Raw genomic sequence first — 24,936 nt, forward strand, 5'->3', positions numbered from 1 at the left:
GGCGTACCACGGCACAGGAATTCCCCGCGACCGGCCTGCCACGATCGCGGGGAATTCCTGCTTTCCTCAGTCGAGCCACCCCAGGCGCACCGCACGCACTCCGGCCTCGAATCGGCTGGACGCCCCCAATTCCTGCATGAGTTCCGAGATGATCCGGCTCACGGTGCGCAGCGAGACCCCGATGTTCCGGGCGATCTTCTCGTCCTTCATGCCGGCGGCGAGCATCCGCAGGGCGTTCCGCTGCTGCTCCGACAGGCCGTCCCCGCCCCGCTCGGGCGCCAGGTCGTCGCCGAACGGCGTGGCCGTGTGCCAGCAGTGCTCGTACAGGCTCAGGAACGAGCGCACCAGCAGCGGCCCGCCGGCCAGGATCGCGCCCTCGCCCGGCGCCTCCGGCCGCAGCGGCACCAGCGCGTACTGCTCGTCGACGATGACCATCGTCATCGGGAGTTCGGGCGCGACCCGGACCTCCACCCCCAGTTCGGCCCGGCGGTGCAGCACCTCCGCCGCCTCCGGCCGGGCGGCGTCCCAGCTGCGGTAGATGGCACGCACCCGCACGCCCTGGTCGAGCTTGCGGCGGTCGCGCTCGAAGATCCGCTCGGGGGCCTGCCGGGCGGGCCCGGTGGGATACATGGAGCAGGAGGTCCGCTGGGTGACGTCGACGATGTCCTCCAGGGCCTGCTGGATGCGCCGGTAGTCGGTGATCGCCTCGACCGTGATCTCGGCCCGGGCCAGTGCCCCGGGGCGCAGGACGGTGGACGCCAGCGTCTCCAGGGTGCTGTACGCCTGGTCCGCCTCCGCCAGGTGTTCGCGCAGCCGCTCCCGCTCCCGGTCCAGGACGCGCAGCAGCGCGATCTCGGGGTCGACCGAGGCCACCGCGTCCGCGTCCGGCCGCCACTCGGTGCCCCGCAGGTCACGCGGCGGCGCGTGGGTGCTGGTGGTGGGCACGATCAGACCCAGCGCGATCAGTTCGGCCCGACATCGCTCGTACTCCTCGGGCGCGAGCCCTAACGAGGCCGCCACCTCCGAGTAGTTGGACACTCCCCGCCGGCGCAGCTCCTGGTAGAGCGGCACGAGCCGGCTGTCCGCCGGCCCCTTCGTCCGGTCGTCCGCCCTGCCGTCCCCCATGACGCCACCCGTCGTGATCACGCGAGGTTCCCCTTCTCTTCGTGGTCAAGGTCGTCGCAGGTCACCAGGTCGTGCGTCGGGTCCGGGCCACCTCGCGCATGCGTGCGGCGATCTGCCGGCGTTCCGCTTCCCACGCCCGGTGGGTCCGTCACCTCGGTTCGTCCCCCCGCGCGTCCCCGACCGTCAGGCTACGCCGTGTGCTCGAGGGACTCGCCGTCGAGCAGGCCGAGCCGGGCGGCCTTCACCCCGGCCTCGAAGCGGCTGGCCGCGCCGAGCTCCTGCATCACCTCGGAGATCAGCCGGCTGACCGTGCGCAGCGAGACGCCCAGGTTCCGGGCCACCTGCTCGTCCTTGATGCCGGACGCGAGCATCCGCAGCGCGGCCCGCTGCTGCTCCGACAGGCCGTCGCCGCCGTGCTCGGGCTTCTCCTCGTGGCCGTACGGGGTGGCCGCCTGCCAGCAGTACTCGTACAGCGCGCGGTAGGAGCGCACCAGGCCGGGACCGCGGGCCAGCAGGGCGGCCGAGTCCGGGTCGCGCGAGTCGGTGGGGAGCAGGGCGAAGTTCTCGTCGGCGAGGACCATGTTCATGGGGACGACGGGGGACAGGCGCACCTCGACGCCGAGCGCGGTCCGCTCGGCGAGGTGCTGGACCATCTCCGGCACCTGACCCACCCGGTGGCTGTACATGGCCTGGATCCGTACCCCGCGGGCGATCCGGTCGCGGTCCCGGCCGAGCTCCTGGGACATCTCCTCGCGCCGCACGGACCCGGTGAGCATGGCGTGGAGGGAGTGCCGGACGGTGTGGGCCAGGTCGGCGAGTTCGCGGCGGATCCGGGCGGGGTCGTCCACGATCTCGACCTCGACGTCGGAGCCGGGCTCCATGCCCGCCCGGAGGAACGGTCCGGCGAGGGTCTCCAGGGTGGTGTGCGCCCGGCTGGTCTCGGCGAGCCGGCACTCCAGCCGGTCCCGCTCGTGCCGGAGCAGCCGTAACAGGGCGACGTCCGGGGCGACGACGGTGTCGGCGGGCCGGGTCGCACCGGGGCCGAGAACTGGCTCGATCAGACCCAGGTCGACCAACTCGGCGCGGCAGCGGTCCCGTTCGGTCTCGGTCAGGTCGAGGCGCCGTGCGGCCGCGTCGAAGGGCTCGCCCGGCGTGCTGCGAAGCTCCTGGTAGAGGGCGAGGGCCTGCTCGCTTCCGGTGCGCCCTCCGGCGGCGTTTTTGGACACGGCGCAGCAGACTCCCCTCGGATCGCGCGGATCCCGTTGAAACGCCCCGCTAGACCCTGCCACATATTCGAACGGGGCGCACGGTGTTCGCGTGCTTTCAGCGCGAAGGGGCCGCTTCCCGGCACTCGGGGCAAAGGCCCTTGAAGACCACTTCGGCGTCGCTGACCGCCCATTCCGGCAGGCTGCCGCGCGGCGGTTCGGGCGCGGTCGCCGCCACGTTCTCCACGCGGCCGCAGTTCACGCAGAGGGCGTGCTGGTGCGGGGGACCGGAGATCTCGAAGACGGCCGGCAGGCCGGGCCGGTCGAACTTGCCGACCAGGCCCGTCTCCTGGAAATGCCGCAGCATCTCGTAGACGGCCTGGCTGGTGAGCGTGCCGAGCCGCTCACGGGCGGTCGCGGTGATGGCCTCGACGTCGAGATGGCCGCCCGCGGCGAGCACCGTGAGCACCTCCAGGCGCGGACCGGTGACGCGCAGGCCGACGTCGCGCAGCCGCTGGATCACCGCCTCGCGGCCCGTCAGGTCTTCCACGACTGCCATCTTCTCCGCCCGCCACCTGGTCGGCCCAAACTTTTGTGAGCATCGTACCTCTTGGCGGTCCTTGTCGTCAGTCGTCGGTCCGGCAGACGAGGAGCACGCTCTCCGTGCGCTCGTCGATGCGGTGCCGTCGGCGGCCCTCGATGTGCAGGCCCGCCGAGTGCAGCTCGGCGGCGAGGTGCTCGCCGTCCACGATCCACTTGTCCGTGGTGAGCACGACCCGCTCGGTGGAGAGCTTCCCGGTCCGGGCCGTGTAGTACGTGATCCGCTCGCTCATCGTGCGCAGGTCGAAGTCCTGCCGGGCCACCACCCACTCGTCGATCCCGTCGAACCGCGGCACCTGGAAGGCCCAGGTCCGCTGCGGTTCGGCGACCAGTCCGGGCAGCAGGTGCGCGGTGTAGTCGAGCGCGAGCGCTCCGCCCGCCCCCAGGTGCGAGGCGATCTCGCGCAGCAGCCGGGGGCGCGCCTGCGGCGGTACGGCGGAGACCATGGCGCCGGCCAGCAGGGCCAGCCGGTAGTCGCTGCCGAGCCGCAGCTCGGTGAGGTCGGCCCGGGTGGTCACGATCAGCCCGGCGACCTGCGGTCCGATGCGCCGGGCCCAGTTCCCGAGGCGCTCCAGGGCGGGGCCGTCCCGGTCCACGGCCTCCACGGCGAAGCCGTGCCGGGCGAAGGGGACGGCGAGCCGTCCGGCGCCGGAGCCGAGATCGAGCACGGGGCCGCCGGTGGACCGGGCGAGACCGAGGTACCGGACGATGTCGGCGCTGTGCGGGCCGAGGAGCGCGTCGTGCAGCCAGACCGAGTCCTCGTCGACGGGGGCCATCGTCTCCAGGCCCGGCAGGGCCTCGGAGGTGAGCCGGATCCCGGCGCCGGGGGCGGGCGGTTCGAGGGGGCCGTGCGGGCCGGCCCGGTGGTGCCGGTGTCCCGGCACCTCGTATCGGGACGGCAGGACCGGGGCGAGCGCCGCGGGCACGACGGGCAGGGAAGTGCCGCTCGGTGTGTGCATCGCTCCTCCAGGGCTCGCTCGGTCCGTGCCGTCCGGGCGAGGCACCCGTGCCGCCGGGACCGCGCCGCTGCGCTCCATCCTGACCTGGGGCGGAGCGCCGGTTCCAGCGGATCCGCAGGCGTGAACACGCGATGGCGTGTGTCTGCCACGCCCTGGTGGCCGAGGAGCGGACGTACGGGCGAACGGAGCGGTCAGAGCGCCCGGTGGAGCCGCGTGACGCCGATGGGGACGAAGCCCTGGTGTGCGTAGAAGGGCAGCGAGGGGTCCTGCTCCGCGGGCAGTGTGACCCGCTGCTCGGTCGCGCCGAACGCGCGCATCCGCTCGCCGGCCGCGGTCAGCAGCGCGGTACCGATCCCGCGGCGGCGCGCGCCGGGCGTCACGGCGAGCGCGTACAGCTCGCCCTCGCCGGGTACGGGCACGCCGCCGGCGGCCGCGCCGACCAGGGTGCCGTCCGGTCCGGTCGCCACCAGCCAGCCGAGCCAGCCGGGTGCACCGCCGGGAATTTCAATTTCCGCGCGGATACGTGGAAGTGCGCATTGTGCGGAGATCAGTCTGCGGGTCGGGATTTCGCCGAGTATTTCGGTGTAGCTGCCCCGAATGGACTCCGCAAGCAGCCTGGATATCGTCGTCGCGTCGGCGGCCTCGGCCGCCCGCACGTCGGCCAGCTGCATTGGTTCGTACCCTTCGACGTGCCGAGCTGGACCCCAACGTACCCACAATAGCCGGGAATTCGGGGGGACGTGACCGATATGAAATCTACGAATTCCCTTAGTATCAATTCGGGAAGGAGCAGCAGGCGACGATCAGGGGCGCCGCCGCGAGGCCGGCCGCCGCGATCGTGAGCAGCCCCCGCAGCACCGGGTGTCCGGCGGCCTGCGGGGTGAGGATCCGGCGCATGCGCAGGGCGGCGGAGGGGCCGCCCGCCCCGAAGGCCTCCCGGGGCGCCAGGCCCGAGGCGAGGGCGTACAGCGCCGTGGCCAGCGCGTCACGCGAACAGCGGCGCAAGGCCCGGTCGTCCGCGGCCATTTCGAGCAGCAGCGGCACCGCCGTACCGCCGTGCCGGGCGAGCGGCAGGTGCGGGAAGACGCCGGCGAAGGACTCGGCCGCGGCGACGAGCAGATGGTGCCGCCCGGAGATGTGGGCCCGCTCGTGCGCCAGGGCGGCCGCGAGCTGCGGGGGCGTGAGGGTGTGCAGGGCGCCCGAGGAGACCACCACCCGGCGCGAGCGGCCGGGCAGGCAGTAGACGGCGGGCCGCGTGTGTTCCAGGACGGTGGCGCCGATCTCCGGGTCGTAACGGCCCACCAGCCGCAGCGTTTCGGCGTGCCGCCGCCGTTGCCGGCGGGCCCGCAGCAGGGCGCGGCCGAAGCCGCCGAGCGGTGCCGCGAGCACGGCGAGGGCGACGGCCGCGGCCACGTACTCGCGGCCCGTCAGGTGCGACAGGCGTTCCAGCGGCGGCGGTCGGAGCGTGAAGAGCGCGTCGCTCAGCCGGTGCCCGGTGTGACTCGGCAGGATCAGCTGGGCCGGAAGCAGCGCGGCCGAGCCGGTGAACAGCGCGCCGCCCGCCGCCCACACGGTGAGCGCGAGCCGCGGCACCTGCTGGGCCCAGCGCGCCCGCACGAGCAGCCAGGGCACCAGGAACCCGGTGCACAGGACGAGTCCGAGCGGCGGCAGGACGTGGTGGTTCACCGACTCTCGCCGCCCTGGGCGCGCCGGGCGGCGCGCAGGGCCGCGTCGAGCGCGGCCATGTCCTCGTCGGAGATGGTCTCGACGAAGCGCAGCAGCGCCGCGGGCCGGTCCTGGCTGTCGCCGAGCGCGTCCTGCATGAGTCCCGCGGTGTACTCCTCGCGGCTGCGGACGGGTTCGTACAGCCAGGCCCGGCCCGTCTTCTCGCGGCGCAGCCAGCCCTTGCGGTGGAGTATGTCGGCGACCGTCATCACCGTCGTGTAGGCGACGCGGCGTCCCAGATTGATGTCGTCGACGATCTCGCGGACGGTCGCGGGTCGCTGCCACGCCCACAGTCGGTCCATGATCTCGGCCTCCAGCTCTCCCAGCCGGCGCACGTGCATCCCCTCCCCGCTCACGGGCGGTTCATCGTACGGGCCGCGCCACCGGCCCAGGTATACCCCCCAGGGGTAAGATGGACGGCATGACGACCCTTCTGACGAGCCTGACGAAGAGCCGCCCCTGTGCGAAGGTCTGCGTCCCCGGTGTGCCCGGTTCGCTGGAGCTGCTGCTCCTGCGCCAGGTGCTCGGCCTGTGCCTCCGGCTGCGGGTCGAGCTGACCGCGGACTGCCCTTCGCGCAAGGGCGGCTGACTCACCGGTGAGGTGGTTCCGGCAGTACGTCAGGTCCGGATCAGGCGGGCGATCGCCTTCGACGCCTCACCGACCTTGACCTTGGCCTGGTCTCCGCCGGCCTCGATGGCCTCCGTGACGCAGCAGCTGAGGTGCTCGTCCAGGAGGGCCACGGCGCAGGACTGGAGCGCCGCGTTGATGGCGGAGACCTGGGTCAGGACGTCGATGCAGTACACGTCCTCGTCGACCATCCGCTGCACCCCCCGGACCTGCCCCTCGATACGCCTGAGGCGTCTGATGATGTCTTCCTTGTGCTGTACGTAACCGGCCACGGCGGCCTCCTTGTCGGACAGTTACAGCAGGCGGTGGCGATCGGTCACTTGTCGGCGGCCTGAAAGCCCCGAAGTCGCAGGCTGTTGCCGACCACGAAGACCGACGAGAAGGCCATCGCGGCGCCGGCGATCATCGGGTTGAGCAGTCCGGCCGCGGCGAGCGGCAGGGCGGCCACGTTGTAGGCGAAGGCCCAGAACAGGTTCGAGCGGATGGTGCCGAGGGTCTTGCGGGAGAGCCGGATGGCGTCCGCCGCGGCCCGCAGGTCGCCCCGGACCAGGGTGAGGTCGCCGGCCTCGATGGCGGCGTCCGTGCCGGTGCCCATCGCGAGCCCCAGGTCGGCCTGGGCCAGCGCGGCCGCGTCGTTGACGCCGTCGCCGACCATGGCGACCGAACGCCCCTCGCCCTGCAGGCGCTTGACGACGTCGACCTTGTCCTGCGGCATGACCTCGGCGATCACCTCGTCGATGCCCACCTCGGCGGCGACGGCCTCGGCGACCGCCTTGTTGTCACCGGTGAGCAGGATCGGGGTGAGACCGAGGGCGCGCAGCCGCCTGATGGCCTCGGCGCTGGTCTCCTTGACGGCGTCGGCGACCTCCAGGACCGCGCGGGCCTCCCCGTCCCAGGCGACCGCGATGGCCGTCCTGCCGGCCTTCTCGGCCGCGTCCTTGGCGGCCTTGAGGGACGGGGTGAGCTCCATGGCCCACTCCTGGAGCAGCTTCTCGCGGCCGACGAGGACGGCGTGGCCGTCGACGACGCCCTGGACGCCGAGGCCGGGGATGTTGGCGAAGTCCTCGGGGGCGGGGAGGGCGCCGACCCTGGCGGCGGCGCCGGAGGCGACGGCCTGGGCGATCGGGTGCTCGGAGGAGTGCTCCAGGGCGCCGGCGAGGCGCAGGACGTCGGTCTCGTCCGTACCGGCGGCGGTGTGGACCTTGATCAGGGTCATCCGGCCGGTGGTGACGGTGCCGGTCTTGTCCAGGACGATGGTGTCGACCTTGCGGGTGGTCTCCAGGACCTCGGGGCCCTTGATGAGGATGCCGAGCTGGGCGCCGCGGCCGGTGCCGACCATGAGGGCGGTCGGGGTGGCGAGGCCCAGGGCGCACGGGCAGGCGATGATCAGGACGGCGACCGCGGCGGTGAAGGCGGAGGTCAGGCCCTGTCCCGTACCGAGCCAGAAGCCGAGGGTGCCGAGCGAGAGGGCGATGACGATCGGCACGAAGACGGCGGAGATCTTGTCGGCGAGGCGCTGGGCGGCGGCCTTGCCGTTCTGGGCGTCCTCGACGAGCTTGGCCATGCGGGCCAGCTGGGTGTCGGCGCCGACCCGGGTGGCCTCGACGACCAGGCGGCCGCCGGCGTTCAGGGTGGCGCCGGTGACGGAGTCGCCGACGGAGACCTCGACCGGCACGGACTCGCCGGTGAGCATGGAGGCGTCGACGGCGGAGGAGCCCTCGACGACGGTGCCGTCCGTGGCGATCTTCTCGCCCGGGCGGACCAGGAAGCGGTCCCCGACCTGGAGTTCGGCGGTCGGTACGGTGACCTCGCGGCCGTTCCGCAGCACGGTGACTTCCTTCGCGCCCAGCTGCATCAGCGCCTTGAGCGCGGCGCCCGCCTTGCGCTTCGAGCGGGCCTCGAAGTAGCGGCCGGCCAGGATGAAGGCGGTGACGCCGGCCGCGGCCTCCAGGTAGATGTTCCCGGCGCCGTCGGTGCGGGCGATGGTGAACTCGAAGGGGTGCGTCATGCCGGGGGTGCCGGCGGTGCCGAAGAACAGCGCCCACAGGGACCACAGGAACGCGGCGATCGTGCCGACCGAGATCAGCGTGTCCATGGTGGCGGCGCCGTGCCTGGCGTTCGTCCAGGCGGCCCGGTGGAACGGCCAGGCGGCGTACGTGACGACCGGCGCGGCGAGCGTGAGGCTCAGCCACTGCCAGTACTCGATCTGGAGGGCCGGGACCATCGCCATGGCGATGACGGGCAGGGCCAGCGCGACGGCGGTGACCAGGCGCTGCCGGAGCGGCCGCAGCTCCTCGTCGGCCCGCTCCTCCTCGGAGGGACCCTCGGCACCCGGGGTCTCGCTCTTCGGGGGCGTGGGCTCCTGGGCGGTGTAGCCGGTGGCCTCGACGGTGGCGATGAGGTCGGCGACGTCGATGTCGGCGGAGAAGGTGACCTTCGCCTTCTCGGTCGCGTAGTTGACGGTGGCCTCGACCCCGTCCATCCGGTTGAGCTTCTTCTCGATACGGGCCGCGCACGAGGCGCAGGTCATGCCGCCGATGGCGAGCTCGACCTGGGCGGTGCCGGGGGTCGTTGTGGTCATGAGGTCTGCTCCTCGTTCGTACGGGTCGGGGGCCGGGGCCCGGGCGTGGTGGGCGAGCCCCGGCGGCCGGTTGGCGCCGGTGCGCCGGTCAGGCGCGGCCGGTCAGCTCGTAGCCCGCGTCGTCGATCGCCGCGGCGATCGCGGCGTCGTCCGGCTCGCCGCCGGTGGTGACGGTCACCCGGCCGCCGGCCACGTCGACGTCCACGGAGATGACGCCGTCGAGCGCGCTCACCGAGTTGGTGACGGCGGTCTTGCAGTGGCCGCAGGTCATGCCGGCGACGGCGTAGACGGTGCTGGTGCTGTCGGCGACCGCGGTGGCCGTCGAGATCTCGACGGTGTTGGTCGAGCAGCTGTTGTCGGGGGTGCAGCAGGAACCCATGGGTCTTCCTCCTCGATCGGATACCCTCGGGGGGTATCGGTGTGCGTCCAATGTATACCCCCCGGTGGTACCCGGCGCAAGTGTCGACCCGACTTGACTTGATACCCCCCAGGGGTATGGTGAAGTGCAGTGAAGGGTTCCGATCACCCACCCCTGTACGCCGCCGTGCACGGGAGAGCAGGAGAGCAGCCATGAACACCGGAGTGAAGATCACTGCCTTTGCCGCCGCGCTCGCCGCGACCTTCGGGACCGCGTACGGGGTCGGCAAGGGCGTCGGCCCCGTCGGGGAGCCGGAGCGGGCGGAGCACGCGGGCCACGCGGAGGCCACGCCCGCCGGGGAGGGTGGCGGCCACGGCGGCCACGCGGAGGCGGCGAGCGCGCCCGCGGCCGGCGGCCTGCAGGTCTCCGAGGACGGCTACACCCTCGCCCTCGACACCCCGGCCCCCGCGCTCGGCCGGAGCACGCTCAGGTTCTCGATCAAGGACGCGGCCGGCCGGAAGGTCACCGCCTTCAGCACCGAGCACGGCAAGGAGCTGCACTTCATCGTCGCGTCGCGGGATCTGACGGTCTTTCGCCACCTGCACCCGGTGAAGGGCGCGGACGGCACCTGGACGGTGGCCGCGGACCTGCCGGCCGCGGGCGCCTACAAGGCCTTCGCCGACTTCAAGCCGGCGGTGAAGGGGGCGAAGGGCGTGACGCTCGGCGTCGACCTCTCCGTCCCGGGCGCGTACGCCCCGCGGCCGATGCCGGCCGTGGCGCCGACGGCCGAGGTCGACGGCTACCAGGTGCGCCTCGGCGGCACGCTGAACCCGGGCAGGGCGGGCGAGCTGCGGCTCACGGTCACGAAGGCCGGAAGGCCCGTCACCAACCTGGAGCCGTACCTCGGCGCGTACGGCCACCTGGTCGCCCTGCGCGACGGTGACCTCGCCTATCTGCACGTGCACCCCAACGAGGGCGGCCCCGGTCCGGACGTCTCCTTCACGGCGACCGCGCCGAGCTCCGGCACGTACCGCCTGTTCCTGGACTTCCAGCACGAGGGGAAGGTCCGCACGGCCGCCTTCACGGTCCGCGCGGGTGCGGCCGCGGCGGTTCCGGACGCGGCCGGTGCGGGTACGGGTGGGACCGGCGCGGGTACGGGTGCGACCGACGGAGGGACGGAAGAGGCGCCGCACGATGCGGCAGGCCACGCGCACGGCTAGTCTGGACATTGGACTAGACCTGTAGCCGCGTGATCCGGGAGGAATGGGCTCGATGAGCAACCGTGCAGTGCTGGAGGTGATCGCCCTCGACGAGGCGGACGCGGTCGCTGCCCAGGCCGGTGGGGCGGACCGCCTGGAGCTGGTCACCGACATGGCGGCGGACGGACTCACCCCGTCCACGACCGGCTTCGCCGCGATCCGCGCCGCGGTGGACATCCCGCTGCGCGTGATGCTCAGGCTCACGGACGGCTTCGCGGCCGGGGACGCCGAACACGTCGCCGCGCTCGTCGACCGCGCGGGCGAGCTGCGCGCGGCGGGCGCGGAGGAGTTCGTCCTCGGCTTCCTGACCCCCGACGGCGACGCCGACCTGGTGGCGGTGGAGCGCCTGATCGCGGTCCTGGACGGCAGCCCCTGGACCTTCCACCGCGCGATCGACCGCGCCGCCGACCGCGACGCGCTGCGCAAGCAGCTCGCGGACCTCCCGGGCCTCGACACCTACCTCACGGCGGGGGCGGCGACCGGCGTCGACGACGGCCTGGCGACTCTGAAGGCGGAGGCGGCCCGCGCGGGCGAACCGGGCTACGAGCCGCAGATCCTCGTCGGCGGCGGCCTCCGCCTCGACCACCTTCCCGCCCTCCGCGCCGCCGGCCTCGACGCCTTCCACATCGGCGGCGCCGCGCGCCCCGACGGCTGGACGCACCCGGTCTCCTCGGCGGCGGTACGGACGTGGCGCGAGGCGGTCGACGCGTAGGCGCCGCGGGGCAGGCGCGTGACGCCGTGCCCACCGGCCCGGCGAAGGCCCCGGAAACGCCGAAGGCGGCGTACCCCGACCCGAGGTCGGATGGTACGCCGCCTGCAGGCGCGGCCACGGCGCCTACTTCGCGTCGCTGTTGAACCTGGCCGTCGCCCAGAAGTAGCCGAGGACGGCGAGGCCGAGGCACCAGGCGACGGCGATCCAGCCGTTGTCGCCGATCTCGGTGCCGAGGAGCAGTCCGCGCAGGGTCTCGATGGCGGGGGTGAAGGGCTGGTACTCGGCGATCGGCTGGAACCAGCCCGGCATCGCGTCGACCGGGACGAAGGCGCTGGAGATCAGCGGCAGGAAGATCAGCGGCATCGCGTTGTTGCTGGCGGCCTCCGCGTTCGGGCTGATGAGGCCCATGCCGACGGCGATCCAGGTGAGCGCCAGGGCGAAGAGGACGAGGAGCCCGAAGGCGGCGAGCCATTCCAGGGCGGTGGCGTCCGTGGAGCGGAAGCCGATCGCCACGCCGACGGCGCCGACGAGGACCACGCTGGCGACCGACTGCAGCACGCTGCCGACGACGTGCCCGACGAGGACGGAGCCGCGGTGGATGGCCATGGTCCGGAAGCGGGCGATGATGCCCTCGCTCATGTCGTTGGCGACGGAGACCGCGGTGCCGATGGTGGTGCTGCCGATGGTCATCAGGAGCAGGCCGGGCACCAGGTAGGCGATGTAGTCGGAGCGGTCGCCGCCGCCGATGCCCGCGCTCATGGTGTCGCCGAAGATGTAGACGAAGAGCAGCAGCAGCATGATCGGCGTGAGCAGCAGGTTCAGGGTGAGCGAGGGGTAGCGCCGGGCGTGCAGCAGGTTGCGGCGCAGCATCGTGGCGGAGTCGCGCACGGCGAGGGAGAGGGAACTCATCGGACGGACTCCTTGGTGTCGTTGCTCTGGGTGGGCCGGGGAACGCCGACGCCGCCGGTGAGGGCGAAGAAGACGTCGTCGAGGTCGGGGGTGTGCACGGTCAGCTCGTCGGCCTCGATGCCGGCGCCGTCCAACCGGTCGAGCACGGCGCGCAGTTCGCGCTGGCTGCCGTCGCTCGGGACCCGCAGGGTCAGGGACTCGTCGTCCCGGGCGGCCCCGCCCAGCGCGGCGGTGGCCCGCCGGTACGCGGCCGGGTCGGTGAAGCGGAGCCGTACGTGTCCTCCGGGGACGATCCGCTTGAGCTCCTCGGCGGTGCCCTCGGCGGCGATCCTTCCGCCGTGCAGCACGGCGATCCGGTCGGCGAGTTCGTCCGCCTCCTCCAGGTACTGCGTGGTGAGGAAGACGGTGACGCCGTCGGAGACGAGCCGGCGGATGATCTGCCACATGGTGTGACGGGAGCGCGGGTCGAGGCCGGTGGTCGGCTCGTCGAGGAAGATGATCCGCGGGCCGCCGACCAGCGTCATGGCGATGTCGAGACGGCGCTTCATGCCGCCGGAGTAGGTGGAGGCGGGCTTCTTCGCGGCCTCCACGAGGTCGAAGCGCTCCAGGAGTTCGGCGGCGACCCGCCGCCCCTCACGCCTCGACAGGTGGTGCAGGTCCGCCATGAGGAGCATGTTCTCCTCGCCGGTGATGAGACCGTCGACCGCGGAGAACTGCCCGGTGACCCCGATCGCGGAGCGCACGGACTGCGGTGCGGTCAGGAGGTCGTGGCCGCCGACGCTGATCGGCCCGCTGCCGGCGCCGGGGGAGACGAGGGTGGAGAGGATCTTGACGGCGGTGGTCTTGCCGGCGCCGTTCGGCCCGAGCAGGGAGAACACGGTGCCTTCCGGGACGACCAGGTCGACACCGTCGAGGACGACCTTGTCGCCGTAGGACTTCCGCAGGCCGGTCGCCGCGATGGCCGATGTGCTCATCTGGGGTGCTCCTCAGCAGGGTTGGAGGGGTCGGTCAGAGGCTGCGGGCGGTGATGTCGCCGTACGCGGTGGTCGCGGAGATGCGCAGACCGGCGCCGGCGCCCTCGCTGTTGCGCAGGTCGTTCCGGATCCGGCCGTAGGAGGTGCCGGCGTCGAGGGTCGCGGAGACCCCGCGGGCGGCGCCCACCTCGATGTCGCCCTTCGCGGTGCGCAGGGTGACGTCGCCGCCGACGGCCTCGGTGACGCGGAGGTCGCCGGCCTGGGTGCCGATCTCGGCGGGCCCGCCGAGGCGCCCGACCGTGATGTCGCCGGCCTGCACGGTGAGGCGGGCGGCGCCGGTCTCGTCGAGCACGACGGTGGCGTGCGCGGCCTCGAACTCGACGTCACCGAGCCGGCCTTCGCCGCGGAGTTCGGCGCTCGCCGCCTTGGCCTCGATCCGGGAGCCGGCGGGCAGTCCCACGGTCACCCGCACGGAGCCGGAGTTGCCGAGCACCTGACGCTCCCAGCCGGGGACCTCGATCCGCAGCTCGCCGTCGGCGTACCGGACCTCGACCCGCTCCGCCGCCTTCACGTCACGGCCCTTGGAGGCGTCCGCCGGAAGGACCTCGACGGTGGTGTCGGCCCGGTCGGCGGCGACGAACTCGATGAGGCCGGCGGGGAGGTCGAGGACGGTGGCGATCGGGGCGGGGGTCTCGAACTTCTGCATGATGCGCTCCTTGTTTCCGAGCTGTGCGCTCGTTGTTTCTGACATTGGAAACACTACGTTGCGTTCGAGGACTGGGCAATGGACTCGTTGCGCGAGAGATGCGTCAGTGCAGGTCAGGCTATTGAAATCGTTGCACCGTTTTGAAAACTAACGCAACGTCAAAGTGTCGAGCGTTGCAATAGATGTGAAATGAACGCTCTGCGGAGGGCGTCGAACGCGCATGTGCGGCCCCGCGAAAACGTCTGGCCTCTCGTCGCGCGGCACCGTTAGCCTCCCGCGCATGCCGACCACTCCTGTCGACGCCGCCCTCGTGCGGCGTCTCGTCGACGCCCAGTTCCCCCGGTGGGCCGGTCTGCCCGTGCGTGAGGTCGTCTCGGCCGGGACTGACAACGCGATGTTCCGGCTCGGCGACGCGCTCGTCGTACGGCTGCCGAAGGCGGACTGGGCGGCGGGGCAGGCCGAGAAGGAGCAGCGCTGGCTGCCGCGCATCGCGCCGGGGCTGCCGCTGGCCGTGCCCGTGCCGGTCGCGGCCGGGGTGCCCGGGCAGGGGTACGGGCACGCCTGGTCCGTGTACGAGTGGCTGGACGGGCGCGACGCCTACGCCGCGCCCGTCGCCGACCTCGCCCACGCCGCCGTCGCCCTGGGACGGTTCGGGGCCGAGCTGCGGGCCGTCGACGCGACCGGGGGGCCGCGCTCCTTCCGGGGCGGGCCCGTGACCTCCTGGGAGGACGGGGCCATGTCCGTGGCCCTGCGGGACCTCGGCGACGACGGCACCCTCGACGGTGAACTGGCCACCGCCGCCTGGGAGTCGGTGCTTTGGCTGCCGCAGTGGGAGGGCGAGCCGGTGTGGGTCCACGCCGACCTGCTGCCCGGCAATCTGCTCACCCGCGACGGGCGCCTGAGCGCCGTCATCGACTTCGGCGGCCTCGGCGTCGGCGACCCCGCCGTCGACGCCATGCCCGCCTGGACCCTGTTCACCCCGGAGACCCGGCCCCTCTTCCGCGAGGCGGCCCGGGTCGACGACGCGACCTGGGCGCGCGGGCGGGGCTGGGCGCTGTGCTGGGGCATCGTGACCGAGCACTACTACCGCGGCAGGAACCCGGTGCTGGCCGCCGTCGCCCACCGCACCTGGCGCGAGGCGCTGGCGGAGTACGCCGCCCTCTGAGGGCCCTGCCGGTCCGCGGGGGCCTGCACCGTGGGGGCCTGTATGGGGGGCCGGTCCGCCCTCCCGCGTACTCCTCAGCCGAGCTGTTCCGGCAGCTCCGCCGCGTGCACCACCGTCAGACCGGACACCGCACGGGTCAGCGCCACGTACAGCCGGCGCAGGCCCGTGCGCTCGTCCGGTTCGCCGTCCACGACCGCCGCGGGCTCGTCGAGGACCACGTAGTCGTACTCCAGACCCTTGGCCAGCGAGGCCGGGACCAGGGTCAGACGGGACTCGGCCGTGGTCTCCTCGCCGGGGGAGAGGTAGGCCAGGCCGGCGGCCGTCAGGGCCTCCGCCAGCGGGGCGACGCGCGCGTCGGCGGCGATCAGACCGATCGAGCCCTCGTGCGCCAGGGCCTCGACGCAGGCCGCGACCACGTGCGCGTCCAGCGCCTCCGCCTCCGTCCACCGGATCTCCAGCGAGCCCGGGTTCTCCCGTACCGACTCCACCGGAGCCAGCCCCGGCGACATGTGCGGGAGCAGCCGTGAGGCGTACGCGATGACCTCGCGCGGTACGCGGAAACCGGCCGTCAGCTCCTCCACGACCGCCTCCGGCTTGCCCAGGTGCGCGAGCGCCTGGGCCCAGCTCGCGGTGGCCCACGGCGTGGTGCCCTGCGCCAGGTCGCCGAGGACGGTCGCCGAGCCCGTCGTGCAGCGCCGCCCGACCGCCCGGTACTGCATGGGGGACAGGTCCTGCGCCTCGTCGAGCACGACGTGGCCGAGGGAGTGGGTGCGCTCCACCAGGTCCCGCGTCTCGTCGACGAGGACGGCGTCGGCCGCCGACCACTTCGCCGTCTTCACGCTCCGGTACGGCTTCGCCCACAGCAGGAGCTTCTGCTCGTCCTCGTCGAGGACGCCCGCCGCGTGCTCCGCCAGGAAGTCGGCGTCGCTCAGCAGCCGCAGCACCAGCTTCGCCGGGTCCACGGCCGGCCAGCACTCCTTGACGACCGCCTTGACCGCCGCGTTGCGCGCGACCGCGTTCTGCACCCGGTCGTCGGGCGCCTCGCCCGCCTGCTCCATGCGGACCAGCACGGCGTGCGCGATGCGCTGCGGCAGGGCCTCGCGGGCCGCCCCGTACCGGATGTCGCGGTCCGTCAACTCACGGACGATCTCCTCCAGTTCGTGCGCCGGCACCCGCCAGCGGCGCGAGCCGCGCACCACCATCAGCGGTTCCTTCGGCAGGCTCACGTGCGCCCAGACCGCCCGGCGCAGCACCTCCGCCATCCGGGCGTCGCCCTTGACGACGGCGGTCGCCGCCTCGTCCGTACCGCGCACCTCGACGTGCGCGACGAGGTCGTCCACCGTCGCCTGCTGCACCTCCAGCTCGCCGAGGGCCGGGAGGACCTGCTCGATGTAGTGGAGGAAGGAGCGGTTCGGTCCGATGACGAGCGTGCCGGTGCGGGCGAGGCGCTCCCGGTGGGCGTAGAGCAGGTAGGCGACACGGTGCAGGCCCACGGCCGTCTTTCCGGTGCCCGGGCCTCCCTGGACGCAGATCGTCCCCGACAGGTCGGAGCGGACGATCTCGTCCTGCTCCGGCTGGATGGTCGCGACGATGTCCCGCATCGGGCCGACACGGGGCCGCTCGATCTCCGCCTGGAGCAGCCGGCTGGTGCGCTCCAGCTCCCGCGGGTCCGACAGGTGCTCGTCCTCGTAGGCGGTGAGGTCGCCGCCCGTGTAGCCGAAGCGGCGCCGCAGCCCGACGTCCTGCGGGTCCTTCTTGGACGCCCGGTAGAACGGCTGCGAGACCGGCGCACGCCAGTCGATCACCATCGGGTCGCCGTCGGCGTCGTGCACGTGCCGCCGGCCGATGTAGAAGCGCTGGCCCTCCTGCGTGGTGTGCAGGTAGTCGAGCCGGCCGAAGAACAGGGGCGTGTCGGCGAGGTCGGCGAGCGCCTTGATGCGGTCCTCGATCTGGCGGGTGAGGACGATCGAGTTGACCCAGTTGGCGGTGACGTCCTTGATGTCGAGCGACTCGACGTCCTCCCGCATCGCGCGCAGGGCGGCGCGGGACTCGGTGAGGTGCGCACGCTCCCGCGCGAGCGGATCGTCTGCTGGGGACGTTACGGACACGGTGAAGCCTCCGGGTCGGGTACGCGGACACGTCAAGGTGGCCGCCGGTTTCCGACCGGACGGCGGCGCTCCACGAGCGGGAGGCGGGGAAGCAGGCGAGTGTAGCTCCAGCGCCGTCCCGGGCGCGAACGGATTCCGGGGCTCCGACCGTGGGCTCCGACCGTGGGGGAGGACCCGTAGGGGTCGGCCTCTGCCTCAAGGCGGACCCGGGCTCCATCCGCAGGCCGATGTGTTCGGAATGTCCGTTTCGGATGATGGATGCATGACCGCCACCACCCTCAGCCCCGCGTCCACCGCCCCGACCACGCTCCCGCACCGGCTCGCCTTCGGACTCCGCGCGATACGGGCCTTCGGCGCCGCCGCCGTCGACGTCGTCCTGCTCGGCTCGTACGAGGAGCACGACCCCCGAGCCGGCGTCCGCGACCCCCGCCCCGCCCACCTGACCGGCGCCTGAACGCCGCTCGGCCGGGCCCCATAGCCCCGGCCGCCCGGTCGCCTTACGGCCCCCGGCCGCCCCGCTGCCCCCCCGGCCGCTCCGCCGCCCCGGCCCACGGTTCTGAGTACGCCGCCGGCCCGGAATGAGTACGCCGGCGCGTCCGCCCGCCCGGCGCGCGCTGCTGTCATGGCCCCATGACCACGACGACGACCGGCCCCGAGGCCACCGAGGCGCCCGACGCCACCGGCACCACCCGCGCCCTGCGCGTCATGGCCCTGTGCGCGCTGCCCGTCCTGCTCCTGTGCGCGCTGCTCACCGTCGTCGCGGTCCTGCAGGACGCGATCGGCGGCGACGGGGCCGCCGGCGGCTTGGCCGACGCGGCCCGGTGGGCCCTCGCCGGCTCCGGACTCTGCGCCCTGACGGGTGCGGCCGTGCCGCGCGACGGGATGTCGGACCGCGCCCGCGGGTTCACCGTGGCCGCCGCCTACACGCTGGCGGTCCTGGCCCCGGCCCTGGCGGCACTGGACTAGGCACGGGACCGCGGACCGGGACGGGGACCCGGACGCGCTCGACCGGTGCCGTGGACCCGGACGCCAGGCCGCACGGCCTCAGCGACGCACGGCCCCGCGGCCGCAGGCACCTACCGCCGCACGGCCCCACGGCCGCAGGCACCTACCGCCGCACGGCCCCGCGGCCCCAAAACCCCACGTCCGGTCGACGCAAGGGCCACGGCCTCACGGCGCCCCGCACCCCCGCGCCCCCGCCAGACTCACGACTCCAGCAGCTCGCTCGCGTCCATGATCCGGTACGCGTACCCCTGCTCGGCCAGGAAGCGCTGCCGGTGGGCGGCGAAGTCCTGGTCGATGGTGTCGCGGGCGACGACCGAGTAGAAGTGGGCCTGGTGACCGTCGGCCTTCGGGCGCAGCACGCGGCCGAGGCGCTGGGCCTCCTCCTGGCGGGAGCCGAAGGTGCCGGAGACCTGGATCGCGACCGTCGCCTCGGGCAGGTCGATCGAGAAGTTCGCGACCTTGGAGACGACGAGGACGCTGATCTCGCCGTTGCGGAAGGCGTCGAAGAGCTTCTCGCGCTGCGCGTTCGACGTCTCGCCCTTGATCACCGGGGCGTCGAGGTGCTCACCGAGCTCGTCGAGCTGGTCGATGTACTGGCCGATGACGAGGATCTGCTGCCCGGCGAACTTCTTCACCAGCGCCTCGGTGATCCGCCGCTTGGTCGCCGTGGTGGCGCAGAAGCGGTACTTCTCCTCGGGCTCGGCCGTCGCGTACGCGAGCCGCTCCGAGTCGGTCAGGTCGACCCGTACCTCGACGCAGTCGGCGGGCGCGATGTAACCCTGCGCCTCGATCTCCTTCCACGGCGCGTCGAAGCGTTTGGGGCCGATCAGCGAGAACACGTCGGACTCGCGCCCGTCCTCGCGCACCAGCGTCGCGGTGAGCCCGAGCCGCCGCCGGGCCTGCAGGTCGGCGGTGAACTTGAAGACGGGGGCCGGCAGCAGGTGCACCTCGTCGTAGACGATCAGGCCCCAGTCGCGGGAGTCGAAGAGCTCCAGGTGGGGGTAGATGCCCTTCCGCCGCGTGGTCAGCACCTGGTACGTGGCGATCGTGACGGGCCGGATCTCCTTCCGCGTCCCGCTGTACTCGCCGATCTCGTCCTCGGTGAGCGAGGTCCGCTTGACCAGCTCGTGCTTCCACTGGCGGGCCGAGACGGTGTTGGTCACCAGGATCAGCGTGGTCGCCTTGGCCTTGGCCATCGCCCCGGCGCCGACCAGCGTCTTGCCGGCGCCGCAGGGCAGCACGACGACGCCCGAGCCGCCGTGCCAGAAGCCCTCCACGGCCTGCTGCTGGTACGGGCGCAGGGACCAGCCGTCCTCGGCGAGGTCGATCCGGTGCGCCTCGCCGTCCACGTAGCCGGCGAGGTCCTCGGCGGGCCAGCCCAGCTTGAGCAGGGTCTGCTTGATCTGGCCGCGCTCCGAGGGGTGCACGGCGACGGTGTCCGCGTCGATCCGCTGCCCGACGAGCGGCTGCACCTTCTTCGAGCGCAGCACCTCCTCGAGCACCGGCCGGTCGGTGGTGGTGAGCACGAGCCCGTGCGTGGGGTGCTTGGACAGCGACAGGCGCCCGTAGCGGGCCATGGTCTCGGCGACGTCCACGAGCAGGGCGTGCGGGACGGGGTAGCGCGAGAACTCCACCAGCGCGTCCACGACCTGTTCGGCGTCGTGCCCGGCGGCCCGCGCGTTCCACAGCCCGAGCGGGGTCACCCGGTAGGTGTGGATGTGCTCGGGCGCCCGCTCCAGCTCGGCGAACGGCGCGATGGCCCGCCGGCAGGCCTCGGCCTGCTCGTGGTCGACCTCCAGCAGGAGCGTCTTGTCGCTCTGGACGATGAGTGGACCGTTCACGTGTTGCGCATCCCCTTCCACGCGGGCCGCATGTGGCCAAACATCCAGTCTGCCTGATGCCCGGCCGATGTCGGCGGGGGCTGCCACACTGAACGGGACGGACTGCCGAGAGGGAGGTGGCGAGATGAGCGTCGCGCACGATCCGCACTACGGGCCTTGGACGATAGAGCAGGTACTGGCTCTGGAGGAGGACCGCGGTCAGCGTCGTGAACTGATGGGGGAAGCGCTCATGATGTCTCCGGCTCCGGGTGCGAGGCACCAGCGTGCCTCGTTTCGGCTCACCTCTCTGCTGGATGCCGCCGTCCAGGCGGCGGGCGTACCGGCCGAAGTGCTCGAAGCCGTGAACGTCGTCCTGCCCGACGGACTGTTCATCCCCGACATCGTGGTCGTTGAAGCGGAGGCCGCCGCGGAGGACCCGATCACGTTCGACTCCGAGGCCGTCCTCCTCGTCGTTGAGATCGTCTCCCCCTCCTCGTCCGGGCGCCGGACCGACCGGCTTCTCAAGCCGCCGTACTACGCGGAGGCGGGCATCCAGCACCTGTGGCGGCTGGAGCTGGAGCCCGCCCCGGCCCTGGTGGTGTCGGAGCTGCGCGACGGTCGCTACGTGGAGCGGACCGTGGCCGAGGCGGGCCGGGAGACGAAGATCGAGGCGCCGTTCCCGCTCACGCTCGACCCCGCGGCACTGGTGAGCCCGAGGGCCTGAGGCGCTGCGCCGGCTAGGCGGGGTCCTCGTCCGCGAGTTCCGCGACGCCCGTGATCCGGTGCAGCGGATACGTGCGGACCTCGTCGGCCGTGTGGTCGTAGCCCGTGACGAAGCCGCCCTCGACCCGGACCGGGGCGATGACCCGCTGGCTGGCGGCGCCCTCCGCGTTCACGTAGCCGATCCAGACGGCCGAGCCGGTGAGCGCGGCGGCCTGCACGGTGGCGAGGGTCTCGGCGGCGGAGGTACGGGGCAGGGAACCGGCGGTGACGGGGGTGGCGGCCGGCTCCTTGCGCACCACCGTCGCCGCCCGATCGCCCGCCCGGATCGCCCTGACCGCGGCCGCGAGCAGGGTCGCGTCGGGGGCGGGCGGGCCGTCGGGGACGGGCGCCGGGGCGGTGCGGGGCGGGGTGCGGTACGCGTCGGAGCGGGTGATCAGGACGTCGCCCTCGGCGGACTCCGCGGCCGGCGCGTAGCCCATCGCCCGCAGCCCGTCGAGCAGCGAGGCCGGGTCCGCCTGCGCGGCCAGGACCGTCGGCGCGAGGCGGCGCAGCCGCAGGGCGGCCGAGCGCCGGTCGGCGATGATCTCGCCGAGCACGGTCTCGTCGTCGCAGCGCACGTACGAGGACGCGGCCCCGACCCGCAGGTGGCCGTGCTTCCGCGCCACGTCGTCGATGAGGTACGCGAGCGGCTGCGGCACCGGCGTGCGCGCGTGCGCGGCCAGGAAGTCGTGCAGGTCGGAAGCGGTGCGCCCGGCGTCGAGGGCGCGGCGTACGGAGGCGGGCGTGAAGCGGTAGACGGTCGCGCCGCCCTTCGACTCCACGTCCGCCAGCACGGACAGCGCGTCGGCGAGCGGCCGGCGCAGCGGCCCGGGGGCGACGGCGGTCAGGTCGGCCTGCAGCAGGACGTGGTCGACGGCCTCGGGCAGCAGGGGCGCGAGCAGGGTCGCCGCGCGGGAGACGGCGACGGCCGGCTCGCAGTCGTGCCCGTGGAGCGCGTCCTCGGGCGCGGCCTCGGCCAGCGGCAGGTTCAGCAGCGCGCGGGCGGGCGAGGCGAGCGCGCCACGCCCGGTGATCCCGAGCAGCTCGGCCTCGTCGAGGGTCCAGCGGGCGATCTGTTCCCGCAGGTCGGCGGAGGGGCCGCCGGCCGCCGGGGCGGCGGACGCGCCGCCCGTTCCGGGCAGCCGGCCGGTCACGGCGCCGGCGGCGGACCCGGCGCTCGCGGCGCCGGTCCGGCCGCTGCCTCCGGTTCCCGGCGCGGTGCCGCCGGCCGTACCGCCGGGTCCGCCGCCGTCGCCGGGCGCGCCCGCGAAACCGCTGCCCCGCCCGCCGGCCGCCGCCTGGGCGGCGGTGACCGGGGCGGCGCCCCCGCCCCGCAGGGGGCGGTCCCAGCGCAGGCGGGCGAGGACGGACTCGCGGTCGGCGGCGGCGCCGGGCGGCAGGGTCGCCTGGAGGGTGAGGACGCGGTGGCGGACCTCGGGGGCGGCGGCGCGGTCGAGGCCGGGGCCGAGGGCGGAGAGGGTGCGGCCCTTGGCGTCCTGGGTGCCGACCAGGCCCGGGGTGCGGGTCGCGGACAGCCAGACGGCGGCGAGCCGGGCCCAGCGTTCGGCGGGCGGCAGGTCGAGCCAGTCGTCGTAGGCGGGCGTCGGCGCGTACCGCTCGTCCGCCTCGCCGTCGGAGGCCAGCAGCCCGGCGCCGTAGGCCAGTTCGAGCCAGAACGCCGCCGTCTGCTCCGGCACGTCGAGGGCGGTCGCGGTGCGCCGGAGGTCCCGTACGGACAGACCGCCCGCCCGGAGCACCTGAGGACCGCCCTGGTCCCAGGTCTTGAGCAGTTCCTCGACGGTCGCGAGGGCGGTGTAGGCCTGCCCCGCCGCCGCGTTGTCCACCACCTGTGGACGGTAGTCACGGGCCGGCTCCACCGTGGGAGCCGTCGGCTCCGGCGCCCGGTGCGCCCGGCCGCCGCGCAGGTGCAGCGCCGCCTCGCGGGGCAGGACGAGGGTGCGCGGCGAGGCGGGCAGCAGCAGCCCGCGGTCGCGCAGCCACCGCACCGGCGGCGCGGGATCGGCCGTCACCTCGCCGTACGGCGGGCCCCACACGAGCCGGTCGAGCACCTTGAGCGCCTCCGCCGGCGCCGTGTCGAGCAGCGCCGCCATCCTCGTACGGTCCGTGAACAGCTCGGTCAGGGCCGCCACCGCGGACACCGGGTCGTGCGTCGCGGGCAGTCCGGCGGCCGCGATGATCTCCTGGAGCCGGCCGGGCGACATGCCCGCCGTGGCCTCCGCGACGGTCGGGCCGAGGCCGGTGGGGGAGGGGTGCTGCGGGGAGGGCGCGAGGAGTTCGCGCGCGGTGCGCACGAGGCGCAGCCGCTCGTCGTCGCCCCACACGAGCGCCTGCTCGCGCAGCACCGCGACGGCGCGCGGCAGCGCCGCCTCGATCTCGGCGTCACCGGTGTCCCCGGTGAGCAGGGCGAGCAGTACGGGATACGGGGCGGGGTCCGGTGCCACGGCCAGCGCTTCGGCCGTCTGGAGGACGAACCGGTCGAGCCGCTCCAGGGCCCGCACCACCGACGCGCGGGTCCCGGCCCGGGTGGCCAGCTGCGTCAGGTCGTTCGGGACCGGCGACAGCAGGTCCGGGCGGGCCCGCAGCAGCGCGCCGAGCCCCTCGTCGCCGCCGGAGCGCAGCGCCTCCGCGAGGGTGCGCGGCGCCGCGCCGTTGCCTGTTGCCTCGGGCACGTGCGCCTCCCGGTCGAGCTCACCGATCCCCATCCGCACCACGTTAGCCCCTGCGCAGGCGCTAACGTCGTGCCGTGGGGAACGAGGGGAACGAGAACGACCGGTTGGTCTTCGACTATCTGAGCCGGATCGGCGACCTGGCCCAGCAGCGGCAGATGCCGGCGGCCGAGCGCCGTGAGCTCGTCACCGGCCTGCGCGACGAGATCGACCGCCGGCGCGCGGTGAAGGGCGAGGGGGTGCCGGGCATCCTCGGCGCCCTGGGCACGCCGGACGAGGTCGTCGGCCGGATCGCCCCGGAGACGACGACCGGCCGGGGCACCCCCGGGACGACGACCGGCCGCGGCGCCTCGCGGGCCTCGACCGGCCGCGGCGCCCCGCAGGCCTCGACCGGCCGCGGCGCACCGGAGAGCTCGGCGCACCCGCCGGTCCCGCGTCAGGGCCCGCCCGGCCGCGCGGGCACCGCGAAGAACTCCGCCGACGGCGTTCCCGGGCCGCGGGCGGGGGAGTGGTGGCAGCACGGTGCCGCGGACCCCGCGGCCGCGGCCTTCCCCGGCTCCGTCGGCGGCGGCGCGCTGGGAGCCGGGGCGGTCCCCGGCTTCGTCGGCGGCGTGGAGATCCCCGAGCTCCTGGAGCCTCCGCGCCCGGAGGAAGAGGAAGAGGAGGCGGGCCGGGCCGAGGGCGACGACGGGGCGGCAGCCGCCGGCCGGGGCGACGGCGGCGGGGAGCCCGAGCCCGGGAGCGACTCCGGCGGCGAGGCCCCGGCCGGCCGTACGGCCCGCCTGCGCGGCCTGCTTCCGGGCAGCCCGCTCCTGCTGGTCGCCGCCGTGCTCCTCCTGGTCGGCGCCGCCGTCGGCTCCCTCGTGCCGCTCGCCGCCGGCTGGCTCCTCGCCTACGCCTCCCGCGAGCGCCGCGCGGCCGTCCTCGTGATCCCCGGCCTCGCCGCCACGGCGGGCGTCGTCTGGCTCTGGGGCCGGGTCGAGGGCCGCTGGGGCGATCCGGTCGCGGGCGGGGACACCGGCATGGGCGCGGCGGTCGCCGACACCTGGCCGTGGGCCCTGCGCGGTGCGGCCGTCGCCTCGGCGCTGTTCCTGCTGTGGCGATCCCGCCGCAGGGCCTGACGGCCGGCGACAGCGCGGCGATCGTGCGTGCCAGGCGTCGCGAGCCACGCGGGACTTCACGGACGCGCCCCCGAGGTCCTGCCGTCGAACTCCCGTCGTTGCCCGGCGGCAGGCGGGAGTTCGACGACAGGACCTAAGCCCGCTCCGCCCGCAGGACCAGGTCGAGGAGGCCGGGGAAGCGGGCGTCGAACTCGGGGCGGCGGAGGCGGTTGACCCGCTTGGGGCCCTGGTCGCGCTGCTCGACGAGGCCCGCCGCGCGCAGGACGGCGAAGTGGTGGCTGAGGGCCGCCTTGCCGACCGGAACGTCGAAGCTGCCGCAGGCCCGTGACCACTCCTCGGATCCGGCGAGCTCGCGGACAAGGCGGAGCCGTACGGGGTCGGCGAGGGCGGCGAGCGCGGTGAGGAGGGGGACGTCGGCGGGGTGGGTGTGCTCGGGCGCGGCCCGATGGCTGGTGGTGGTCACGGTGGCCTCCCTCTGGCCCGTCGTCCGACTCGATGTCCGACAGCCGCTTGCCGAGTGTTCGATC

At 73.9% G+C, this 24,936-nt stretch carries 25 protein-coding genes; 8 read left to right on the forward strand and 17 right to left on the reverse strand.

The annotated features are described in order from the left end of the window. Positions 1 to 66: 66 nt before the first annotated feature. The 7 genes from ACIGXE_RS23950 to ACIGXE_RS23980 form a co-directional block, all read right to left on the reverse strand. The gene (locus ACIGXE_RS23950) at positions 67 to 1,146 is read right to left on the reverse strand and encodes a LuxR C-terminal-related transcriptional regulator (RefSeq protein ID WP_399750621.1); all 1,080 of its coding nucleotides are present in this window, start codon (positions 1,144 to 1,146) and stop codon (positions 67 to 69) included. Positions 1,147 to 1,313: 167 nt separating this feature from the next. Next, positions 1,314 to 2,351 (reverse strand): LuxR C-terminal-related transcriptional regulator, encoded by a 1,038-nt coding sequence (locus ACIGXE_RS23955; protein ID WP_399750623.1) that lies wholly within the window; start codon positions 2,349 to 2,351, stop codon positions 1,314 to 1,316. A 97-nt stretch (positions 2,352 to 2,448) separates the two neighbouring features. Further along, positions 2,449 to 2,889, reverse strand: coding sequence for a Fur family transcriptional regulator (locus tag ACIGXE_RS23960; protein WP_399750625.1), 441 nt, complete (start codon positions 2,887 to 2,889; stop codon positions 2,449 to 2,451). Positions 2,890 to 2,956: 67 nt separating this feature from the next. Next, positions 2,957 to 3,889, reverse strand: a complete 933-nt coding sequence (locus ACIGXE_RS23965; protein WP_399750627.1) for a class I SAM-dependent methyltransferase — start codon at positions 3,887 to 3,889, stop codon at positions 2,957 to 2,959. A 191-nt stretch (positions 3,890 to 4,080) separates the two neighbouring features. Continuing rightward, complete coding sequence (locus ACIGXE_RS23970; RefSeq protein WP_399750629.1) at positions 4,081 to 4,560, reverse strand: GNAT family N-acetyltransferase; 480 nt, start codon at positions 4,558 to 4,560, stop codon at positions 4,081 to 4,083. A 103-nt stretch (positions 4,561 to 4,663) separates the two neighbouring features. Then, positions 4,664 to 5,575 carry a M56 family metallopeptidase gene (locus ACIGXE_RS23975; protein WP_399750631.1) on the reverse strand — a complete coding sequence of 304 codons (912 nt, stop codon included), beginning with the start codon at positions 5,573 to 5,575 and terminating at the stop codon, positions 4,664 to 4,666. Next, on the reverse strand, positions 5,572 to 5,949 hold the full coding sequence (locus ACIGXE_RS23980) for a BlaI/MecI/CopY family transcriptional regulator (RefSeq protein ID WP_399751067.1): 378 nt from the start codon (positions 5,947 to 5,949) through the stop codon (positions 5,572 to 5,574). The genes ACIGXE_RS23975 and ACIGXE_RS23980 overlap by 4 nt, the downstream gene beginning before the upstream one ends. Positions 5,950 to 6,035: 86 nt before the next feature. Between ACIGXE_RS23980 and ACIGXE_RS23985 the strand changes: the two genes are divergently transcribed. After that, positions 6,036 to 6,203 carry a hypothetical protein gene (locus ACIGXE_RS23985; RefSeq protein ID WP_399750633.1) on the forward strand — a complete coding sequence of 56 codons (168 nt, stop codon included), beginning with the start codon at positions 6,036 to 6,038 and terminating at the stop codon, positions 6,201 to 6,203. A 29-nt stretch (positions 6,204 to 6,232) separates the two neighbouring features. Here the strand turns inward: ACIGXE_RS23985 and ACIGXE_RS23990 are convergent, their stop codons facing one another. From ACIGXE_RS23990 to ACIGXE_RS24000, 3 genes are all read right to left on the reverse strand, one after another. Beyond that, positions 6,233 to 6,514, reverse strand: coding sequence for a metal-sensitive transcriptional regulator (locus tag ACIGXE_RS23990; RefSeq protein ID WP_128981368.1), 282 nt, complete (start codon positions 6,512 to 6,514; stop codon positions 6,233 to 6,235). Between the two features lie 44 nt (positions 6,515 to 6,558). Continuing rightward, positions 6,559 to 8,823 (reverse strand): heavy metal translocating P-type ATPase, encoded by a 2,265-nt coding sequence (locus ACIGXE_RS23995; RefSeq protein WP_399750636.1) that lies wholly within the window; start codon positions 8,821 to 8,823, stop codon positions 6,559 to 6,561. 88 nt (positions 8,824 to 8,911) lie between these two features. Next, complete coding sequence (locus tag ACIGXE_RS24000) at positions 8,912 to 9,202, reverse strand: heavy-metal-associated domain-containing protein (protein ID WP_399750638.1); 291 nt, start codon at positions 9,200 to 9,202, stop codon at positions 8,912 to 8,914. A 191-nt stretch (positions 9,203 to 9,393) separates the two neighbouring features. Between ACIGXE_RS24000 and ACIGXE_RS24005 the strand changes: the two genes are divergently transcribed. Together ACIGXE_RS24005 and ACIGXE_RS24010 are read left to right on the forward strand one after the other, a co-directional pair. Beyond that, complete coding sequence (locus tag ACIGXE_RS24005; RefSeq protein ID WP_399750640.1) at positions 9,394 to 10,401, forward strand: hypothetical protein; 1,008 nt, start codon at positions 9,394 to 9,396, stop codon at positions 10,399 to 10,401. Between the two features lie 52 nt (positions 10,402 to 10,453). Then, the gene (locus ACIGXE_RS24010; protein WP_399750642.1) at positions 10,454 to 11,152 is read left to right on the forward strand and encodes a copper homeostasis protein CutC; all 699 of its coding nucleotides are present in this window, start codon (positions 10,454 to 10,456) and stop codon (positions 11,150 to 11,152) included. A gap of 123 nt (positions 11,153 to 11,275) precedes the next feature. Here the strand turns inward: ACIGXE_RS24010 and ACIGXE_RS24015 are convergent, their stop codons facing one another. From ACIGXE_RS24015 to ACIGXE_RS24025, 3 genes are read right to left on the reverse strand one after another with little or no spacing between them, the layout of a single operon-like run. After that, on the reverse strand, positions 11,276 to 12,061 hold the full coding sequence (locus ACIGXE_RS24015; protein WP_399750644.1) for an ABC transporter permease: 786 nt from the start codon (positions 12,059 to 12,061) through the stop codon (positions 11,276 to 11,278). After that, positions 12,058 to 13,035 carry an ATP-binding cassette domain-containing protein gene (locus ACIGXE_RS24020; RefSeq protein ID WP_399750645.1) on the reverse strand — a complete coding sequence of 326 codons (978 nt, stop codon included), beginning with the start codon at positions 13,033 to 13,035 and terminating at the stop codon, positions 12,058 to 12,060. The genes ACIGXE_RS24015 and ACIGXE_RS24020 overlap by 4 nt, the downstream gene beginning before the upstream one ends. A 34-nt stretch (positions 13,036 to 13,069) precedes the next feature. Beyond that, complete coding sequence (locus ACIGXE_RS24025) at positions 13,070 to 13,741, reverse strand: DUF4097 family beta strand repeat-containing protein (protein ID WP_399750647.1); 672 nt, start codon at positions 13,739 to 13,741, stop codon at positions 13,070 to 13,072. Positions 13,742 to 14,021: 280 nt separating this feature from the next. Here ACIGXE_RS24025 and ACIGXE_RS24030 point away from each other — a divergent pair, with 280 nt between their 5' ends. Beyond that, a complete protein-coding gene (locus ACIGXE_RS24030; protein ID WP_399750649.1) occupies positions 14,022 to 14,906 on the forward strand; it encodes an aminoglycoside phosphotransferase family protein in 885 nt (294 codons plus the stop codon). 74 nt (positions 14,907 to 14,980) lie between these two features. On the opposite strand, the gene ACIGXE_RS24035 is transcribed toward ACIGXE_RS24030, so the two are convergent. Continuing rightward, positions 14,981 to 17,014, reverse strand: a complete 2,034-nt coding sequence (locus ACIGXE_RS24035; RefSeq protein WP_399750650.1) for a HelD family protein — start codon at positions 17,012 to 17,014, stop codon at positions 14,981 to 14,983. A 262-nt stretch (positions 17,015 to 17,276) separates the two neighbouring features. On the opposite strand from ACIGXE_RS24035, the gene ACIGXE_RS24040 reads away from it, so the two are divergent. Continuing rightward, positions 17,277 to 17,468, forward strand: a complete 192-nt coding sequence (locus ACIGXE_RS24040; protein WP_399750651.1) for a hypothetical protein — start codon at positions 17,277 to 17,279, stop codon at positions 17,466 to 17,468. A 176-nt stretch (positions 17,469 to 17,644) separates the two neighbouring features. Beyond that, the gene (locus ACIGXE_RS24045; RefSeq protein ID WP_399750653.1) at positions 17,645 to 17,980 is read left to right on the forward strand and encodes a hypothetical protein; all 336 of its coding nucleotides are present in this window, start codon (positions 17,645 to 17,647) and stop codon (positions 17,978 to 17,980) included. Positions 17,981 to 18,219: 239 nt separating this feature from the next. Here the strand turns inward: ACIGXE_RS24045 and ACIGXE_RS24050 are convergent, their stop codons facing one another. Continuing rightward, entirely contained in the window at positions 18,220 to 19,860 is a 1,641-nt protein-coding gene (locus tag ACIGXE_RS24050) for a DNA repair helicase XPB (protein WP_399750654.1), read from the reverse strand. 124 nt (positions 19,861 to 19,984) lie between these two features. Between ACIGXE_RS24050 and ACIGXE_RS24055 the strand changes: the two genes are divergently transcribed. Further along, positions 19,985 to 20,563 (forward strand): Uma2 family endonuclease, encoded by a 579-nt coding sequence (locus ACIGXE_RS24055; RefSeq protein ID WP_399750655.1) that lies wholly within the window; start codon positions 19,985 to 19,987, stop codon positions 20,561 to 20,563. Positions 20,564 to 20,576: 13 nt separating this feature from the next. On the opposite strand, the gene ACIGXE_RS24060 is transcribed toward ACIGXE_RS24055, so the two are convergent. Then, positions 20,577 to 23,324 carry a helicase-associated domain-containing protein gene (locus tag ACIGXE_RS24060; RefSeq protein ID WP_399750657.1) on the reverse strand — a complete coding sequence of 916 codons (2,748 nt, stop codon included), beginning with the start codon at positions 23,322 to 23,324 and terminating at the stop codon, positions 20,577 to 20,579. A gap of 41 nt (positions 23,325 to 23,365) precedes the next feature. Here ACIGXE_RS24060 and ACIGXE_RS24065 point away from each other — a divergent pair, with 41 nt between their 5' ends. Further along, positions 23,366 to 24,409, forward strand: a complete 1,044-nt coding sequence (locus tag ACIGXE_RS24065; RefSeq protein ID WP_399750659.1) for a hypothetical protein — start codon at positions 23,366 to 23,368, stop codon at positions 24,407 to 24,409. Positions 24,410 to 24,542: 133 nt separating this feature from the next. Here the strand turns inward: ACIGXE_RS24065 and ACIGXE_RS24070 are convergent, their stop codons facing one another. Beyond that, the gene (locus ACIGXE_RS24070) at positions 24,543 to 24,872 is read right to left on the reverse strand and encodes an ArsR/SmtB family transcription factor (RefSeq protein WP_399750661.1); all 330 of its coding nucleotides are present in this window, start codon (positions 24,870 to 24,872) and stop codon (positions 24,543 to 24,545) included. Positions 24,873 to 24,936 lie beyond the last annotated feature (64 nt).

The sequence above is a fragment of the Streptomyces sp. NPDC053431 genome, assembly GCF_044544925.1.
Classification (GTDB): Bacteria; Actinomycetota; Actinomycetes; order Streptomycetales; family Streptomycetaceae; genus Streptomyces.

Coding starts and splice junctions, on each gene's coding strand:
- ACIGXE_RS23960 (WP_399750625.1), bottom strand. CDS start 2,889: ATGGCAGTCGTGGAAGACCTGACGGGCCGCGAGGCGGTGATCCAGCGG.
- ACIGXE_RS23965 (WP_399750627.1), bottom strand. CDS start 3,889: ATGCACACACCGAGCGGCACTTCCCTGCCCGTCGTGCCCGCGGCGCTC.
- ACIGXE_RS23970 (WP_399750629.1), bottom strand. CDS start 4,560: ATGCAGCTGGCCGACGTGCGGGCGGCCGAGGCCGCCGACGCGACGACG.
- ACIGXE_RS23985 (WP_399750633.1), top strand. CDS start 6,036: ATGACGACCCTTCTGACGAGCCTGACGAAGAGCCGCCCCTGTGCGAAG.
- ACIGXE_RS23995 (WP_399750636.1), bottom strand. CDS start 8,823: ATGACCACAACGACCCCCGGCACCGCCCAGGTCGAGCTCGCCATCGGC.
- ACIGXE_RS24000 (WP_399750638.1), bottom strand. CDS start 9,202: ATGGGTTCCTGCTGCACCCCCGACAACAGCTGCTCGACCAACACCGTC.
- ACIGXE_RS24005 (WP_399750640.1), top strand. CDS start 9,394: ATGAACACCGGAGTGAAGATCACTGCCTTTGCCGCCGCGCTCGCCGCG.
- ACIGXE_RS24010 (WP_399750642.1), top strand. CDS start 10,454: ATGAGCAACCGTGCAGTGCTGGAGGTGATCGCCCTCGACGAGGCGGAC.
- ACIGXE_RS24015 (WP_399750644.1), bottom strand. CDS start 12,061: ATGAGTTCCCTCTCCCTCGCCGTGCGCGACTCCGCCACGATGCTGCGC.
- ACIGXE_RS24020 (WP_399750645.1), bottom strand. CDS start 13,035: ATGAGCACATCGGCCATCGCGGCGACCGGCCTGCGGAAGTCCTACGGC.
- ACIGXE_RS24025 (WP_399750647.1), bottom strand. CDS start 13,741: ATGCAGAAGTTCGAGACCCCCGCCCCGATCGCCACCGTCCTCGACCTC.
- ACIGXE_RS24030 (WP_399750649.1), top strand. CDS start 14,022: ATGCCGACCACTCCTGTCGACGCCGCCCTCGTGCGGCGTCTCGTCGAC.
- ACIGXE_RS24040 (WP_399750651.1), top strand. CDS start 17,277: ATGACCGCCACCACCCTCAGCCCCGCGTCCACCGCCCCGACCACGCTC.
- ACIGXE_RS24045 (WP_399750653.1), top strand. CDS start 17,645: ATGACCACGACGACGACCGGCCCCGAGGCCACCGAGGCGCCCGACGCC.
- ACIGXE_RS24055 (WP_399750655.1), top strand. CDS start 19,985: ATGAGCGTCGCGCACGATCCGCACTACGGGCCTTGGACGATAGAGCAG.
- ACIGXE_RS24060 (WP_399750657.1), bottom strand. CDS start 23,324: ATGGGGATCGGTGAGCTCGACCGGGAGGCGCACGTGCCCGAGGCAACA.